Annotated in this window: 16 protein-coding genes; 8 read left to right on the forward strand and 8 right to left on the reverse strand. The window is 67.5% G+C overall.

The annotated features are described in order from the left end of the window. Positions 1-97 precede the first annotated feature (97 nt). The 8 genes from OG474_RS15155 (at position 98) to OG474_RS15190 (ending at position 7,661) form a co-directional block, all read left to right on the forward strand. Positions 98-2,008 (forward strand): penicillin-binding transpeptidase domain-containing protein, encoded by a 1,911-nt coding sequence (locus tag OG474_RS15155; protein WP_405062925.1) that lies wholly within the window; start codon positions 98-100, stop codon positions 2,006-2,008. A gap of 94 nt (positions 2,009-2,102) precedes the next feature. Then, positions 2,103-2,447 carry a zf-TFIIB domain-containing protein gene (locus OG474_RS15160; RefSeq protein WP_405062926.1) on the forward strand — a complete coding sequence of 115 codons (345 nt, stop codon included), beginning with the start codon at positions 2,103-2,105 and terminating at the stop codon, positions 2,445-2,447. Positions 2,448-2,581: 134 nt separating this feature from the next. Further along, positions 2,582-2,932, forward strand: coding sequence for a hypothetical protein (locus OG474_RS15165; RefSeq protein ID WP_405062927.1), 351 nt, complete (start codon positions 2,582-2,584; stop codon positions 2,930-2,932). 173 nt (positions 2,933-3,105) lie between these two features. Next, the gene (locus OG474_RS15170) at positions 3,106-4,095 is read left to right on the forward strand and encodes an ATP-binding cassette domain-containing protein (protein ID WP_405064577.1); all 990 of its coding nucleotides are present in this window, start codon (positions 3,106-3,108) and stop codon (positions 4,093-4,095) included. Continuing rightward, a complete protein-coding gene (locus tag OG474_RS15175; protein WP_405062928.1) occupies positions 4,092-4,904 on the forward strand; it encodes an ABC transporter permease in 813 nt (270 codons plus the stop codon). Before OG474_RS15170 ends, OG474_RS15175 begins: the two co-directional genes overlap by 4 nt. Beyond that, positions 4,901-5,686 (forward strand): ABC transporter permease, encoded by a 786-nt coding sequence (locus OG474_RS15180; protein WP_405062929.1) that lies wholly within the window; start codon positions 4,901-4,903, stop codon positions 5,684-5,686. The genes OG474_RS15175 and OG474_RS15180 overlap by 4 nt, the downstream gene beginning before the upstream one ends. Positions 5,687-5,719: 33 nt before the next feature. Beyond that, positions 5,720-6,808: a DNA polymerase IV gene (locus OG474_RS15185; protein ID WP_405062930.1), complete on the forward strand. Its 1,089-nt coding sequence runs from the start codon at positions 5,720-5,722 to the stop codon at positions 6,806-6,808. A gap of 19 nt (positions 6,809-6,827) precedes the next feature. After that, a complete protein-coding gene (locus OG474_RS15190) occupies positions 6,828-7,661 on the forward strand; it encodes an alpha/beta hydrolase family protein (protein ID WP_405062931.1) in 834 nt (277 codons plus the stop codon). Here OG474_RS15190 and OG474_RS15195 read toward each other — a convergent pair whose 3' ends face one another. Genes OG474_RS15195 through OG474_RS15230 form a run of 8 tightly spaced genes read right to left on the reverse strand, consistent with a single transcriptional unit; the run spans position 7,662 to position 15,668 of the window. After that, positions 7,662-8,372 (reverse strand): GAP family protein, encoded by a 711-nt coding sequence (locus OG474_RS15195; RefSeq protein ID WP_405062932.1) that lies wholly within the window; start codon positions 8,370-8,372, stop codon positions 7,662-7,664. Next, entirely contained in the window at positions 8,369-8,977 is a 609-nt protein-coding gene (locus OG474_RS15200) for a TetR/AcrR family transcriptional regulator (RefSeq protein WP_405062933.1), read from the reverse strand. Before OG474_RS15200 ends, OG474_RS15195 begins: the two co-directional genes overlap by 4 nt. Positions 8,978-9,029: 52 nt before the next feature. Then, a complete protein-coding gene (locus OG474_RS15205) occupies positions 9,030-9,875 on the reverse strand; it encodes an amidohydrolase family protein (protein WP_405062934.1) in 846 nt (281 codons plus the stop codon). Positions 9,876-9,912: 37 nt separating this feature from the next. Next, positions 9,913-11,430 carry a sugar ABC transporter ATP-binding protein gene (locus tag OG474_RS15210; protein ID WP_405062935.1) on the reverse strand — a complete coding sequence of 506 codons (1,518 nt, stop codon included), beginning with the start codon at positions 11,428-11,430 and terminating at the stop codon, positions 9,913-9,915. Then, on the reverse strand, positions 11,427-12,422 hold the full coding sequence (locus OG474_RS15215; protein WP_405062936.1) for an ABC transporter permease: 996 nt from the start codon (positions 12,420-12,422) through the stop codon (positions 11,427-11,429). Before OG474_RS15215 ends, OG474_RS15210 begins: the two co-directional genes overlap by 4 nt. Then, the gene (locus OG474_RS15220; protein WP_405062937.1) at positions 12,419-13,498 is read right to left on the reverse strand and encodes an ABC transporter permease; all 1,080 of its coding nucleotides are present in this window, start codon (positions 13,496-13,498) and stop codon (positions 12,419-12,421) included. The genes OG474_RS15215 and OG474_RS15220 overlap by 4 nt, the downstream gene beginning before the upstream one ends. After that, on the reverse strand, positions 13,495-14,583 hold the full coding sequence (locus OG474_RS15225; protein ID WP_405062938.1) for a mandelate racemase/muconate lactonizing enzyme family protein: 1,089 nt from the start codon (positions 14,581-14,583) through the stop codon (positions 13,495-13,497). The genes OG474_RS15220 and OG474_RS15225 overlap by 4 nt, the downstream gene beginning before the upstream one ends. Next, a complete protein-coding gene (locus tag OG474_RS15230) occupies positions 14,580-15,668 on the reverse strand; it encodes a sugar ABC transporter substrate-binding protein (RefSeq protein WP_405062939.1) in 1,089 nt (362 codons plus the stop codon). Before OG474_RS15230 ends, OG474_RS15225 begins: the two co-directional genes overlap by 4 nt. Between the last annotated feature and the right edge of the window lie 49 nt (positions 15,669-15,717).

Consider the following 15,717-nt stretch of genomic DNA (forward strand, 5'->3'; position numbering starts at 1 on the left):
CCCGGACCCAACCAACGGCTCGCCTGGGGCGTCGTAGTTGGGTGGGTTGAGTAGTTTCGCCCTCGTGTTTGCCAATCGTCGTGCGAGAGTTGGAACCGTGAAGCGAACCACTGCTGTCGTCTGCCTGAGTAGTCTGCTGATCACCGCTGGTTGTTCCGACAGCAAGTCGGGCGACGGCGGGAAGGCCGACCCGAACGACGAGAAGCAGGCCTCCGCACAGGTCGTCAAGCAGTTCGCGGACGCCTGGGTGAAGGCCTGGGCGCCGGAGGGCAAGCCGGCCGACGCGGCCGCGCTGACCGACAACCCGACCGTGTTCGCCAAGCGGCTGGACGACGTCGACTCGGGGATCGTGGCCAGCAGCGTCACCGTCGTACCGCAGGGTGACGCGAAGTGCTCCAACGACGCGACCTGCACCCAGGAGCTGGCGGTCGAGGCGCAGCTGCGCGGGATCGGCGCGATGAAGTGGACCAGTACGGCGACCGCGGTGAAGGTCGGTGAGACCTGGAAGATCAAGGCCGCCGGCGACACGATCTACCCGGGGCTCGGTGACGGGACCAACTACCTCAAGCGGGTCCGCACGCTCCCGGCCCGGGCCTCGATCCTGGACCGGCACGGCGTGGCGCTGACCTCGAACCGGCCGGTCGTCATCGTCGGTGTCGCCTCCGGCAAGGTCGCCACGACGGCGACGTACGCGGCCTTCACGAAGAACCTCGACGTGGACGGCGCGAAGCTCGCCAAGCGGGCGCAGGCGGCGCCGGCCGGTCAGTTCGTGGACGCGATCACGATCCGCGCCGAGCAGTGGGAAACCCTGCGGCCGACGATGGGCAAGCTGCCCGGCGTGCTGACCATGGGCGGCACGCAGTCGCTCGCGGCGAACCCGACGTTCGCGCGCTCGCTGCTCGGCTCGATGAAGCTGGCGACCGAGGACACGCTGAAGAACGCGGGACCGACGGCGTCGACCCAGGACCAGGTCGGCGTGAACGGCCTGCAGTACGCGTTCCAGCAGCAGCTGGCCGGCACGCCCGGTGGCGTGGTCAGCCTGCGCGACGGCAAGACCAAGCTGACGATCAAGGAGATCTTCACCCAGAAGGGCACCGCCGGGAAGCCGGTGAAGACCACGATCGACACCAAGATGCAGCAGGCCGCCGAGACCGCGCTGTCCACGCAGAAGCTGCACGCCTCGCTGGTCGCCGTCCAGGCGTCCACCGGCGAGATCCTGGCCGCGGCGAACGGCCCGGACGTGACGAGCTACAACCGCGCCTTCCAGGGTCGCTACGCCCCCGGCTCGACGTTCAAGACCGTCACCTCGGCCGCGCTGCTCAGCAACGGCCTGAACACGAACAGCTCGCTGCCCTGCACCGACACGATCAACGTGTTCGGCAAGACGTTCAAGAACTACGACGCCCTCGCGGCGTACGGCGCGGGCACCATGCAGAAGGCGTTCAACCAGTCCTGCAACACCGCGTTCATCTCGCAGCACGCACGGCTGCAGAAGGACGGGATGACCAAGGCGGCAGCGGCGTTCGGCATCGGCCGTGACCTCAACCTGTCGATCCCGGCGTACGGCGGCAAGGTCCCGGAGCCGAAGGACGACGTCGAGGAGGCCGCCTCGATGATCGGCCAGGGCACCGTCACCGCGAGCCCGCTGGCGATCGCCCTGGTCGGCGGCACCGTCGCCCACGGCACCGCGATGAAGCCGGTGCTGGTGCCCGGTAAGGACGCGGCCGGTACCGCGGCCCCGCCGTTGCCGGCGGCAACCATCGCCGCGCTCCGCACCTTCATGCGCACCACCGTCACCGGCGGCACCGCGCACGCCCTCGCCCAGAGCGGCACCGTCGGCGCCAAGACCGGTACGGCCGAGGTCGTCACCAACGGCAAGGTCGGCACCAACGGCTGGATGGTCGGCTACCGCGGGGATGTGGCGTTCGCCGTCATCGTCGAAGGCGGCGAGTCCGGCGGCAAGGCGGCCGGCCCGATCGTCAAGGACTTCCTGGCCCGCTTCAAGTAAATACTCGCCCGGTCAGGTAAATGCTGGGAGAGAAGATGCTGAGAGTTCGCTGAAAGCGCGGCGTTCCGGGCTTTTCGTCACTTAGGGTTGCGCGATGGAGACCCTGATTTGCCCGAAGTGCCGCGGCGCGATGCGCACCTACGAACGCAGTGGGATCACTGTCGACCAGTGCGGTGAGTGCCGCGGGATCTTCCTCGACCGCGGTGAGCTGGAGCGGCTGGTGGACGCCGAGGCGCGGTTCAACGCGCCGCCGCAGGAGAAGCGGTCCGAGGAGAAGCGCTACGACGACAAGAAGCGGTACGACGACGACCGGCGCTCCGACGACCGCCGTTCGGACGACCGCAAGTACGAGGACCAGCGCCGGTACGACGACCGTGGGTACTCCGGTCAGCACCACAAGAAGAAGCAGAAGTCCTTCCTGGAGAACCTCTTCGACTGAGTGCACAATCCGGGCGTCTGCAGGGCGGAATGGCCGTTACCTGCCGGAATCGCCCGGAGGATTTCCTCTCCGCATTCACTGAACTACTTTCGGTGCCGGGCCTCGCAGGAGGCCTGCGGATGTGAGGAGGAACCATGCGGAAGCTTGTTGGAATCGCCACCGCACTCGCCGCGGCCGGGGTGTTGCTGACGCCGGCCGCGAACGCCACGACACAGGGCGTGATGGCGACCTGCCCGAGCGGCGCTTTCTGTCTGCAGGAGCCGAACGGCACCATCTACAGCAGGAACATCTGGTACGCCTACGGCGCGCACAACCTGTCCGGGGTGATCGGCTTCAAGTACCCGGTCAACAACCAGACCGGTGGTGCGGGCTTCACCCTCTGCAGGGACCCCAACGGCGGCCGGTGCAACAATCCCTCGCGTGTAACCGGCATGTACGCGCTGTACGACTTCACTCCGATCAACTCGATCGTCCTGGTGCCGTAATTCGCCGGGCGGGAATACTGAGTGGACATCACTCTCTGCTTGGTACTAGCGTCGGAGTGATGACTACCCCGTTTCGAGATAGCTGCGCGCACGGTTGATTTTTCTCCCGTGCGGGGCCCTGGGTTGCTGCCCGGTCCCTGTCCAGTTCTCTCGAAAGCGGTGCCTCGACGGTGATGCACACCCATGCCATTTCTGCGCATGATCTGACCAAGACCTACACGTTCCACCAGCAGCGCGCCGGGCTCGGCGGTGCTCTGAAGAGCCTGGTACGTCGCAAGTACGAGACCCGGCTGGCCGTCGACCGCATCACCTTCGCCATCGAACCAGGCGAGGTCGTCGGCCTGCTGGGTCCGAACGGCGCCGGCAAGACGACCACGCTGAAGATGCTGTCCGGACTGCTCTACAAGACATCCGGCGACCTCGAGGTCCTCGGCCACACGCCGTCGGACCGCAAGCACGACTACCTCCGCCGGATCGCCCTGGTGATGGGCCAGAAGACCATGCTCTGGTGGGACGTGCCGGCGATGGAGAGTCTCCTGCTGCACAAGGAGATGTACGGCCTGGGCACCGCCGAGTTCGAGCGCAACGTCGCCGAGCTCGCCGAGCTGCTCGAGGTCCAGGACCTGCTGAACGTCCAGGTCCGCAAGACGTCGCTCGGCGAGCGCATGAAGCTGGAGCTGATGGCCGCGCTGGTGCACGGCCCGGAGATCCTGTTCCTGGACGAGCCGACGATCGGGCTCGACGTGGTCGCGAAGGCCCGGGTCCGGAGCTTCCTGGCCGACGTCAACCGGCTCCGCGGTACGACGATCCTGATCACCAGCCACGACATGGACGACATCGAGGCGCTCTGCTCGCGGGTGATGATCATCGACCACGGCCGCCTGCAGTTCGACGGCGCGCTCGACGACCTCGTTCGGACCGCGCAACCACGCAAGCTGGTGCGGGCGACGTACGCGACGCCTGTCGAGGTCGGCCTGCTCACCGGGGTCAGCGCGGTCGAGGTCTCCGGCCTGACAGTCCGGCTCGAGGCGGACCGCGAACGCACGAGCGAGGTCCTCGAACAGCTCACGCGCCTCGGCCCGCTGGTCGACCTGGACGTCGCGGACGCCGATGTCGAGGACATCATGCGCGATCTCTTCGAGCGCCGCGGCGAGGCGTCATGAACACGGTCACCCGCAACCTGCGCATCCTGCGCCGGATGATCGCCGCCGAGGTCGCGCAGCAGTCCATCTATCGCGGCGCCTGGGTCATCTTCATGCTGGCCAACATCTGTACGCCGCTGATCTCGCTGCTGATCTGGCGGACGGCGCTCGCGAACGGCGCCCAGCTCCCCGTGGATCAGCGGTACATCACAACGTATTTCGTGCTGCTCGGGATCGCGACGATGGCGACCTCGTCCTGGATGGCCGGCTTCCTCGCGAACGACATCCGGCTCGGCAAGCTGTCCAGCTGGATGGTCCGGCCGGCGTCACTGCTGATCGGGTTCGTCGCGAACAACCTGTCGGAGAAGTTCCTCAAGGTGATCGCCCTGGTGCCGATGGTCGGCCTGATCTGGTGGATCTTCCGCGACTCGATGGTCGTCCCGGCGGGCGTCGGCCGGTGGGCACTGTTCGCGCTCACGCTGGTGCTCGGCGCGATCCTGGTCTTCACGATCGACATCCTGATCGCGGCCTTCGCGTTCTGGATGGACGATGTGAGCGCGCTCGTTCAAGCCCGGGTGATCATCGGCTCCGTGCTGTCCGGCTCCGTCGTACCGCTGGCGCTGATGCCGGAGTGGTCGCGCGGGTTCATCGACTACCAGCCCTACCGGTACACGGTGTCGTTCCCGGTCGAGATCGTCGCCGGAAACCTGTCCGGCACCGAACTGGCGACCGGCCTCGCCGTCCAACTCGGGTACGTCGTCGCCGTCGGCCTGCTCGCCCGGGTCGTCTGGGCAGCCGGGATCCGCGCGTACTCGGCGGTGGGCGCATGAGGCACCTGCGACTGTGGCGACGGTTCTTCGCACAGGCCGTCGTACGGGAGACGCACTATCGCGCGCACTTCCTGACCACGCTGCTGGTCGGGCTGGTGCAGCTGGGGCTCGGGATCGTGCCGACGCTGCTGTTGTTCGGGTTCACCGAGGAGGTGCACGGGTGGTCGCGGGCCGAGGTGATCGCGCTCGTCGGCGTATTCCAGGTCGTCACCGGGTTGATCGCGACCTTCATCGCCCCCAACCTGAACCGGATGACGGCGTACCTGACCGAAGGTGAGCTGGACGCCGTCCTGCTGCGGCCGGTGTCGAGCCAGTTCTACCTGACCTTCCGGTGGATCAACGTCGCGGAGCTCAGCAATGTTGCCAGCGGCATCATTGTGCTCGCGTTCGGGCTGGTGCAGTCGGGGCTGACTCCGAATGTGGGTCAGGTACTGCAAGCCGTCGTACTGGCGTTGTGCGGATTGGTGCTGCTCACCGCGGTCTGGTCGGCGATGTCGTATCTGGCGTTCTGGCTGCAGTCGGTCGGGCCGATCGGCGTGGTCTACCTGAGCGTCGTCGAAGCCGGGCGGTACCCGCTGACGTTCTTCCCGGTGGCGGTGCGGAGCTTCCTGACGTTCGCCTTCCCGGTGGCGTTCGCGACGACGTACCCGGTGCAGGCGCTGTCGGGTGATCTCGGCTGGGCTTCGGTCGGGCTCGGCATCGGTCTGTCGGTGATTGCGGTGTTGCTGATCCGGTTGGTGTGGCAGCGTGGGCTGCGGACGTATGCGAGTGCGTCGAGCTGAGCTGTGGTGCTTCGTAGCTGAACGGAGGGCGCGATGGGCTGGTGGGTCCTGCACGTGGACATGGACCAGTTCATCGCGGCCGTCGAGATCCGGCGCCGGCCCGAGCTGCGCGGGCTGCCGGTCGTGGTCGGCGGGTCGGGGGATCCCACCAAACCCCGGCAGGTCGTGGCGACCGCGTCGTACGAGGCTCGGGAGTTCGGAGTGCACTCGGGGATGCCGGTGCGGGCGGCGTACAAGAAGTGTCCGGAGGCCGTGTTCCTGCCGTCGGATCCGGCCGCGTACGACGCGGCGTCGGCCGAGGTGATGGACACGCTGCGCGCGTTCCCGGTCGTGGTCGAGGTGTGGGGCTGGGACGAGTGCTTCGTCGGCGCTGAGACCGCCGATCCTGAGGCGCTGGCGGCCTCGCTCCGCGCGGCCGTGCTCGAACGCACCGGGCTCACGTGTTCGATCGGAATCGGGGACAACAAGACGCGGGCCAAGCTGGCCACGAACTTCGCCAAACAGCCGCGATCCCACGCCTCGTCGTTCGAGGGCGCCGGTGCCGACGTGCCTGGCGTCTACCGGCTCACGGCCGCGAACTGGCGTGAGGTGATGGATCACCGGCCGGTCCGTGAGCTGTGGGGGATCGGCAGCCGGATGGAGCGCAACCTCGGCGAGCTGGGGCTGCTGACGGTGGCGGATCTCGCGGCTGCGGATGTTGACGAGTTGAAGCAGCGGTTCGGGCCGAAGATGGGTGCCTGGTACGCCGCTCTCGGGCGTGGACTCGGCGATACCGAGGTGACCGACGTACCGCGGGAGCCGGTGTCGCGGAGCCGTGAAGAGACGTTCGAGCAGGACCTGGCCACGGCGGACGAGGTTGCGGAAGAGCTGCGCCGGATCGCGGTCGACGTGACGCGGGATGTGGTCGCGGAGGGGCGCAGCATCCAGCGGGTGTGGGTGAAGGTCCGGTTCACTTCGTTCTTCACCCCGATCAAGAGCCGCAAGCTGAAGGCGATCACCCAGGATCCCGAGGTGATCGCGGCGACCGCGCTGGCGTTGCTGGAGAAGTTCGAGCTCCGGCGGCCGGTCCGGCTGCTCGGGGTGCGGGTCGAGTTCGCCGTCGACCCATCCTCGGATGGGTAGGCGCCGAAGAACTGTGGTGATGAGCCGACGATCCCTCCTCGCCGCAGCAGCCGCACTACCCCTGGCGGGGTGCGCCTCCGAACCTGCGGCGGCCTCCGGTGCGGTCGAGGTCAGATATGGCGACGACGAGTCCCAGATCGCCGAGCTCCACCTGCCACCCGGTACGGCGAAGGTCCCCGTGGCCGTCGTCATCCACGGCGGCTTCTGGCAGAGCGCCTACGGCATGAGCCTCGCCACCCCCCTGGCCGCCGACCTCGCCAAGAACGGGATCGCGGGCTACGCCATCGAGTACCGCCGCGTCGGGAATGGCGGCGGCTGGCCCGCCACCTTCGAAGACGTCGCCGCCGCCATCGACGCCCTGGCCGACCAGCCTCGCATCGACCTCACCAAAGTCGTCGCCATCGGCCACTCCGCCGGCGGCCAACTCGCCCTCTGGGCCGCCGCCCGCCCCGGCCTCCCCACCACCTCGCCCGGAGCCTCTCCCCGAGTCCGCCTCCGCGGTGCGGTCTCCCAAGCCGGCGTACTCGACCTAGCTGCCGCCTACCGCCAGCAGGTCGGCGGCAGCGCCGTACAGGACCTGCTCGGTGGCACCCCCGACTCCCACCCGGACCGCTACAAGCTCGCCTCCCCCACCGAGCGCCTCCCCCTCAAGGTCCCGGTCGCGCTGGTCCACGGCAACCGCGACTCCGCCGTACCCCTCGTCCAAAGCCAGACCTACCTGGCCGCCGCCCGAACCGCCGGCGACACCGTCACCCTCACCGAGCTCCCCCACATAGGCCACTTCGAACTCATCGACCCGAACCACCCCGCCTGGACCACCTGCCGTACCGAAGCCACCCGCCTCCTCGGCTAGTCACTGGCCGAACCAGTGGTAGGTGACCATCAGACTGCCGAACCCGTCCCGTGCGATCAGGAAGCCGACGATCGCCAGGATCCAGCCGGTCGCACCGGCGGCGTTCTTGGCGAACCAGGCGTTGAGCCGGTTCAGCGTCGGCGTGATCCGGTCGGACAGCGAGACCCGGAGCGCCAGGAGGACGAGCGCGGGCAGGATCATCACGAAGCAGTAGCCCGTCAGCAAGGCCGCGGCGACCGGCCATGACACGGCCGAACTGCTGACCAGGCCGATCGCGGCCAGGAACGTGACCATGGTGGCCAGCTCGAGCACCCCGGCGCTCAACGCGAGCATGACCAACGTACCCGGCGACCCCATCGCCTTGGTGATCCGTCCGCTCCAGTCGGGGGTCTTCCCCCGCGCGGCCCGCCGCTTCGGGTCGAAGCGGAAGCTCAACGCGAACAACCCGACTCCGACCACGACCTCCGCCCAGGCGAACGCCGTCGACTCGAACACCGTCCCCAGTTGATCGCCGAGCGCGCCCAGCCCAGCAGCGATCGCGAGGCCGGCGACCAGGTAGAACACCGCGATCGTCAGCAGGTACGTGATCACGCCGACGACGCGGACCCGGCCAGGCGCCAGCAACAAGCCGATCGGCACGAACAACGTCCCGATACTCGTACTGTCCAGCAGAGCCAGTACGACGAGCGCTCCGAGCATCGCCGTACTCATCGCGTCACCTCCAGACCGAACGCGCGGTCGACCGCGACCGCGAGGACCCTGCGGGCGTCGGCCGGTGTGACGTACTGACGGTTGGTCACCAGATCGATCACCAGACCGTCCACCAGCGCCGTCAGTATCCGGGCCTCGAAGTCGGCATCAAGGTGGTCCGGCGAGCTGCCTGCCGCCACCGACTGCCGGATCCCCGAAGCGATCGCTTCATCCATCTCCCGCATTCCCCGTTGGTGCGGTGCCAGCAACTCCTCGTCCACGACTCCCGCCGCCAGGAACGCGACCCAGACCGCGGACTCCGCCAGCCGCTCCTCATCCAGGGGCAGGAGCGTCTCCAGCATCAGGTACGCGACCTGCGGCACGTCGCGATCACCCCGCACTACGTCGGCCAGCCGCTCGTGTGCCCGCAGCTCCAAGTACTCGAACGCGAACCGCAGCAGCTCCCGCCGGCTGCGGAAATACCGCTGGATCAGCCCGACCGAGACCCCCGCCTCCTCGGCCACTACCGCAAGGCTCGCCTCGCCCAACCCCCGCCGAGCGACCACCGCGATCAACGCCTCGGCAACCCCCCGCCGCCGCGCGTCATGATCCGCCGTCCTCGCCATGCCAATAAAAATACGGCCATATTTCTATCTGTGCAAGCTCCGCCCTGGGAGATCAGGGAGTGAGGTTGTAGGTGGTGGTGGCTGTGGTGGTGAAGATGGCTTGGCGTTCGGTGGGGGTCAGGTGGCTGGTGAGGGATTCGGCGGCGGCTACTACGTCGGCGTAGGGGGCGGCGAGGAGGCAGACGGGCCAGTCGGAGCCGAACATGACGCGGTCAGGGGTGAAGGCGTCCAGGACCACGTCGGCGTAGGGCTTGAGGTCGGCGGGGGTCCAGGAGGACCAGTTGGCCTCGGTGACCATGCCGGAGAGTTTGCAGGTGACGTTCGGGAGGGCGGCCAGGGCGCGGAGGTCGGTGGCCCAGGGGTCGAGGGGTCCGCCGATGACTGGTTTGGAGATGTGATCAACGACGAAGGACAGATGCGGGAGAGCTTCGGCCGCGCGGATCGCGGCCGGCAGGTGTGGGGTTTTGGTGAGCAGGTCGTAGACGAGCCCGGCGTCGGCGACCGCGGACAGACCACGCTGTACGTCGGGACGCAGCAGCCACTCGAGATCCGGCTCGTCGTGGACCTGGTGCCGGATGCCCTTCAGCCACTGGCCATCCGGGCGAGCCTGGAGCTCGGCCAGCACGTCGGCGATGTCGGGCGCGGTCAGGTCCACCCAGCCCACCACCCCGGCGACGAGATCGTTGCCAGCAGCAACTTCCAGGAACTCGCCGGTCTCGGCGAGCACCCCGACGGTCTGCACCAGGACGGTGGCGGTGATGTCGGCAGCGGCGGCCAGGGGTGCGAGATCCTCGACGCCGAAGTTGCGGCGGATCGGGGCGAAGTCCGGGCCGGCCATCCAGGTCTGGTCGCGGACGCTGAGGTCCCAGACATGGTGATGCGCGTCGACTCTGGTCATGCCGCTCCGATCCTCTGGGTGAAGTGGTGCGAGGTGGTCATGCGGCTGTTGTGCCTTCGGCGTGGATCAACCGGATGACCTGTTGGCTCATGTGGTCGTAGTCGTGGTCGTTGGCGAGCTCGCCGCGGATGCGGTGGTCGCGCATGACGACGACGCGATCGGCGAGGGTGATCATCTCCGGGAGGTCGGAGGTGATCAGGAGGATCGCCAGCCCGTTCGCCGCCAGGTCCCAGATCAGGGTGTGGAAGGCGTCCTTGGTGCGGACGTCGATGCCGACCGTGGGCTCGTCGATGATCAGGATCTCGGTCTGGGCGGCCAGCCACTTGGCCAGCGACACCTTCTGCTGGTTGCCGCCGGAGAGCGTGCCCGCCATCTGCGCCGGCGACGCGATCCGGATGCCGAGCTGTTCGACGTACGAGGTGACGATCGCGGTCTCGGCCTTGGCCGGAACGTAGCCGAGGAGTTTGCGCAGGCGGTCCCAGATCGTGACGGCGATGTTGCGTGCGACCGACTGCTCGAGGAAGACGCCTTCTTCCTTGCGGTTCTCGGTGACGTAGCCGATCTTGTGGTTGCGCAAGGCATCGCGGACCGTGCGGATCTTCACCGCCCGGCCGCGCACCAGCACCTCGCCGGCGGTGATCCGATCCAGCCCGAGCAGGGCCTTGGCCAGCTCGCTTCGCCCGGCTCCGACCAGGCCGTACAGCCCGACGATCTCACCGGGCCGAACCGTCAGATCCACCTCCGCGTGACCGGTCGCCGTACCGACTCCGCGCAGCTCCAGGATCGGCGCGACCGAAGTGTCGACGGTCCGCTCGGGGAGGTTGAGGGCCTCGTGCACCCGGCCAACCATCAGGTCGACCACCTGGTCCCGGGTGAGGTCGGACAGCGCACCGCCGGACAGCACCGACGCACCGTCGCGCAGCACGGTGACGGTGTCGCAGATCTGGAAGACCTCCTCCAGCTTGTGGCTGACGAACAGCACCGCACGTCCGTCGTCCTTCAGCTTCTCCACCACCCGGAACAGCAGGGCGGCTTCGTTCGGAGTGATTGACGCGGTCGGCTCGTCGAGCAAGAGCACGCGGCTCTCCACCGAGAGAGCCTTGGCGATCTCGACCAGCTGCGCCTGCGCGACCGAGAGCTCGGTCACCGGCTGATCCGGATCGATGTCGAGCTCCAGCTCGGCCAACCAGCGTGCGGCCTCGGAGCGGATCGCCGAACGGTCGACGAGACCACGAGACGTCGGCAGCTTCTGGAGCATGATGTTCTCGCCGACCGTGAAGCCGGGGATCAGGTTGCGCTCCTGGTGGACGACGCCGATCCCGGCCGAGGCCGACTCGTGCGGTGACCCGAAGGACACCTCGTCCCCGTCGAGGAGCAGCCGGCCGCCGTCGGGCCGGTAGAGGCCGGTGATCACCTTGATCAGCGTCGACTTGCCGGCGCCGTTCTCCCCCAGCAAGGCGTGGACAGAGCCGGCCTCGAGCGACAGCGTGACGCCGTCCAGCGCTCGGACGCCCGGGAAGACCTTCACGATCTCCGATGCCTGGAACAGCGTCATGACACACCTCCGGCCACCGCCGCGTCGGGCGATTTCACCACCGAGCGCCGGTCCTGCCGGCGCGTCCGGACCTGTCCGAGCACGACCGAGCCGAGGACGACGGCACCGACCACGAAGTTCACCCAGGAGGGCTCCAGCGAGAACTCGGCCCGCGCGGTGTCCACGAAGCGCACGATGAACGCCGCCAGCACCGTCCCCAGCACCACGGCCGAGCCACCGGTGAGCAGCGCCCCGCCGATGATCGGTGCCGCGAACGAGGGCAGCAACCAGTCACCGCCGATGCTCTTGTTCACCCCGGGCGAGGACGCCACGGTGAGGATCGCGGCGACACCGAGGATCGCCCCGGACAGCGCGTGCGCGACGATCACCGAGCGGTCGTTGGAGATCCCGGACAGCCGGGCGGCGATCGGATTCCCACCGGAGGCCAGCAACTGCCGGCCGGGCACGGTCCGCTTCAGCATCACCGCGAGCAGCCCGGCGACGAGCAGCGCGACGACGAAGATCCACGGCACGACCCCGAAGATCGCCGCCGACCCGAAGGTCTTCAGCCCCTGGGGATACGCGTCGACCGTCCGCGTCCCGACCAGCCGGTACTGAACGCCGAGCAGGATCGTCATCGTCGCCAGCGTGACGATGAACCCGTTGATCCGGGTCAGCACGACGAGCACGCCGTTCAGCAGACCGACGAGCCCGGCGAGCAGGAACCCGATCAGCAACGCCAACGGAACCGGCACGCCGTGGTCGGCCATCAGCACGCCCATCGCCGCCGCCGCGAATCCACCGATCGCGCCGACGGCCAGGTTGAGTTGACCCACCGCAAGAACCACCATTTGAGCCAATCCGATCAGGATCGGCACCGCAAGGAACTGAAGTAGCACTCGTAAGGAATTCGCTGCGAGCAGGTCACCGCCCGAAGCGATCACCAGCGCGATGAAGAACACGATGCCGATGACCAGCAAGGTCATCTCGGTCGAACGAGCGAAGCGCTTCATTGTCGTCGCACCTCCTGCCGCTCGGACAGGACTGTTCGGACCCGGTCGGTCGAGAGGGCCAGCAGGAGGATCAGGCCGAGGTAGATGTTCAGACTCTCCAGACCGACGCCGAGCAGGTCGAGCCCCTTACGGATCACCGAGGTGAGCGCCGTACCGATCAAGGTGCCCCAGATCGAGACGAAACCGCCGGCCAGCAAGGTGCCGCCGAGGATCGGGCCGAGGAACGAGGGGAGCATGAACTCCTCACCGATCGTCGCCTTGATCGAGCCGGTCGAGACGGCCAGCATGAAACCGGCCAGCGCGGCCAGGCAGCCGGACATGGCGTGCGCTGTGATCACGCGGCGCGCGGTCGGGATGCCGGACAGCTCAGCAGCCTTCACCGAGGAGCCGGTCATCAGCAGCTCCCGGCCGAGCCGCGTGCGCGAGTAGATCCACCCGACCACCACCATGGCGACCACTGCGAAGATCGCCAGCTGCGGTACGGCGGGCGACCCGCACACGTTGCCGACACACACATCGGCCAGCGAGTAGTTCCGCAGCTCACGCATGCCCGGCGGCTTGACCACGAACGCCGCGTTGTCGGTCAGCGACGTGTAGACGAGCGGAATCATTCCCAGCAGCAGGAAGTCCAGCGCCAGCGTCACCACGAACGAGTTGACCCCGGTCCGCGCGATTACCCAGCCTGCCAACGCACCGATCGCCGTACCGGCCACCAGTCCCACCAGGAGACCGGAGTACAGGGTGAGGTGCCACAGGTCGTAGGAGATGCCGGTGATCATCATCGAGAACGCCGCCATCCGGCCGACGGCGAGGTTCATGTGCCCGATCGACAACACACACAGCTGCGCCAGCCCGACCACGGTGAACATCGCGATGTCGCGCAGCAGCGGGAAGATCACCAGCTGCTGGTTGAAGAACGCGGGCCGCAGCACACCGAACAGCGCACCCAGCAGTACGACGAGCAGCAGCAGTCCGATGCGCTGGTTGGCCCACCACGGCGTCCCGCGCGGCGGCTTCTCGACCGGTGCGTCGTCCTGCAACGCCTGCGTCGCAGTCTCCGACACCGGCTCGTTCATGAGACCCGCCGATCGTCTATCGCGTCGGAGTCCCAGTCGATGCCCAGTCCTGGTACGTCGGGCGCTACCGCATGCCCGTCGACCACGGACATCTCGGAACGGGTGATCGCGCGCAGCTGCGGGATGTGCTCGACGTACCGGCCGTTAGGTACGGCGGCGGTCAGGCTGACGTGGATCTCCATCAGGAAGTGCGGACAGACCTCGAGGTTGAACGCCTCGGCCAGATGCGCGACCTTCAGCCACGGAGTGATCCCGCCGATCCGGGCCACGTCCACCTGGACGATTCCGGCTCCACCGGCGGCGACGTACTCACGGAATTGCGAGATCGAATACAGCGACTCACCAACAGCGATCGGGATCGAGGTGGACTCCGCCAACCGCACATGCCCGCTCACATCGTCCGCAGGCAACGGTTCCTCGAACCAGCTCAGATCCACTGTCTCGAACGCAGCCGCACGACGCTTGGCCTCGGCGTACGTCATCGACTGGTTCGCGTCGACCATGATGTCCAGAGCTGGCCCAACAGCATCCCGCACGGCACGCAGTCGCTCCAGATCCTCGTGGACCCGCGACTTACCCACCTTGAGCTTCACACCAGGCCAACCGGCCTTCTGCGACGCCAGAGCGCCCGCAACCAGCTCATCCGTGGTCAGGTGCAACCAGCCGCCCTCGGTGTCGTACAACGGCACCTGCTGCCGGTAGCCACCAGCCAGCCGCCACAACGGTTCAGCAGCCCGCAGACACCGCAGGTCCCACAGCGCAGTGTCCACAGCAGCCAGCGCTAGCGAGGTGATCGCACCGACCGTCGTGGCATGCGTCGACCAGAACAGGTCCGACCACACCGCCTCGACGTTGCGTGCGTCCTTCCCGATCAGTCGCGGCAACAGGTGGTCCCGCAACAACGCCAGTACGGCGCTTCCGCCCGTTCCGATCGTGTACGAGTACCCCAGCCCGCTCAACCCGTCAGCTGTCTCCAGCGAGACGAAAACGGTCTCCTGCTTGAGGAACGACTGCACCGCATCGGTCCGAACCGTCTCGACCTCGAGGTCGACCAGGTACGCCGATGCCTTCGTGATAGCGCTCACTGGCAGCTCAGCTGCTTCTCGAACTCGCCCTGCAGCGCCTTGGTCTTCGCCTTGCGCTCGTCGTCGTACGTGTCGACGTTGGTCTTCGTGACCACGAAGGAGCCGGAGTCCACGATCACACCGGGCGTCTTCATCGTGCACTGCTTGGACTGCAGCAGCGCGAGCAGCCAGCCACCGACGTACGCCTGACCGACCGGGTTCTGGGTGACCGTCGCGGCGACCCCGCCGGACTTGATCCCGGACAGGATCTTCGCGTCGTCGTCGATCGCCACGACCTTGATCGGAAGCTTGCTGGAGGCAACACCGTCGGCGGCGGCCACGGCCGGGTTGTACGCCGTGGTGACGATGCCCTTGATGTCCTTGCCCTTGGACGCGAGCAGGTCGGCGACCGCCTTCTGCGCGGTGGACAGGTCCTTGTCGATGTCGGTGATCACCGGCAGCTCGGTGACCTTCCCGTTCGTCTCGGCGACCGCCTTCTTCACGCCGGCGATCCGGCGCTGGGTGTTCGAGTCGACGTTGTTGCCGGTCAGGTGCACGATCGTGCCCTCGCCGCCGATCGCCTCGATCGTTGCCTTGGCCGCCTTGTACGCCGCCGCCTCGACATCCGTGGACAGGCAGAAGTCGGCCTCGTTGGTGTCACCGGCCGGGCAGGAGGCCAGCGAGCCGACCGCGAACCCCTTCGCCTTCAGGTCCTCGAAGGTCGAGTTGATGTCGGTCGGCGACACGCCGAAGATGCCGAACGCGTTGTAGCCCTGCGCGGCCAGCGAGTTGATCACGTTGTTCTGCTTGCCCTGGTCCCACTCGCCGGTCTCGTTGAACGTGACACCACCGAGTTTGAACTCGGTCTTGTCGGTGTCGGCGGTGGTCTTCCACGGCTGGAAATAGGGGTGTGCACCCCCTGGGATCAACGCTAGCTTGACCTGGGAGCCGTCCTTCAGGGTCACCGGGCCCGAACTGCCACCGGTGGAGGCGTCGTCCTTCGGGGCACCGCCGGACGCGGAGTCGGCGGGCTTGGTCGTGCAGCCGGTCGCGACGAGCGCGAAAGCGGCCAGACAGAGGGCGGTTCGGCGGAGGGCGACGGTCATGAGCGGACTCCAGATCCTATAGGATATTGCGAACCTGATGCTGCCGCTT

It is taken from the genome of Kribbella sp. NBC_01505 (assembly GCF_045040285.1).
Classification (GTDB): Bacteria; Actinomycetota; Actinomycetes; order Propionibacteriales; family Kribbellaceae; genus Kribbella.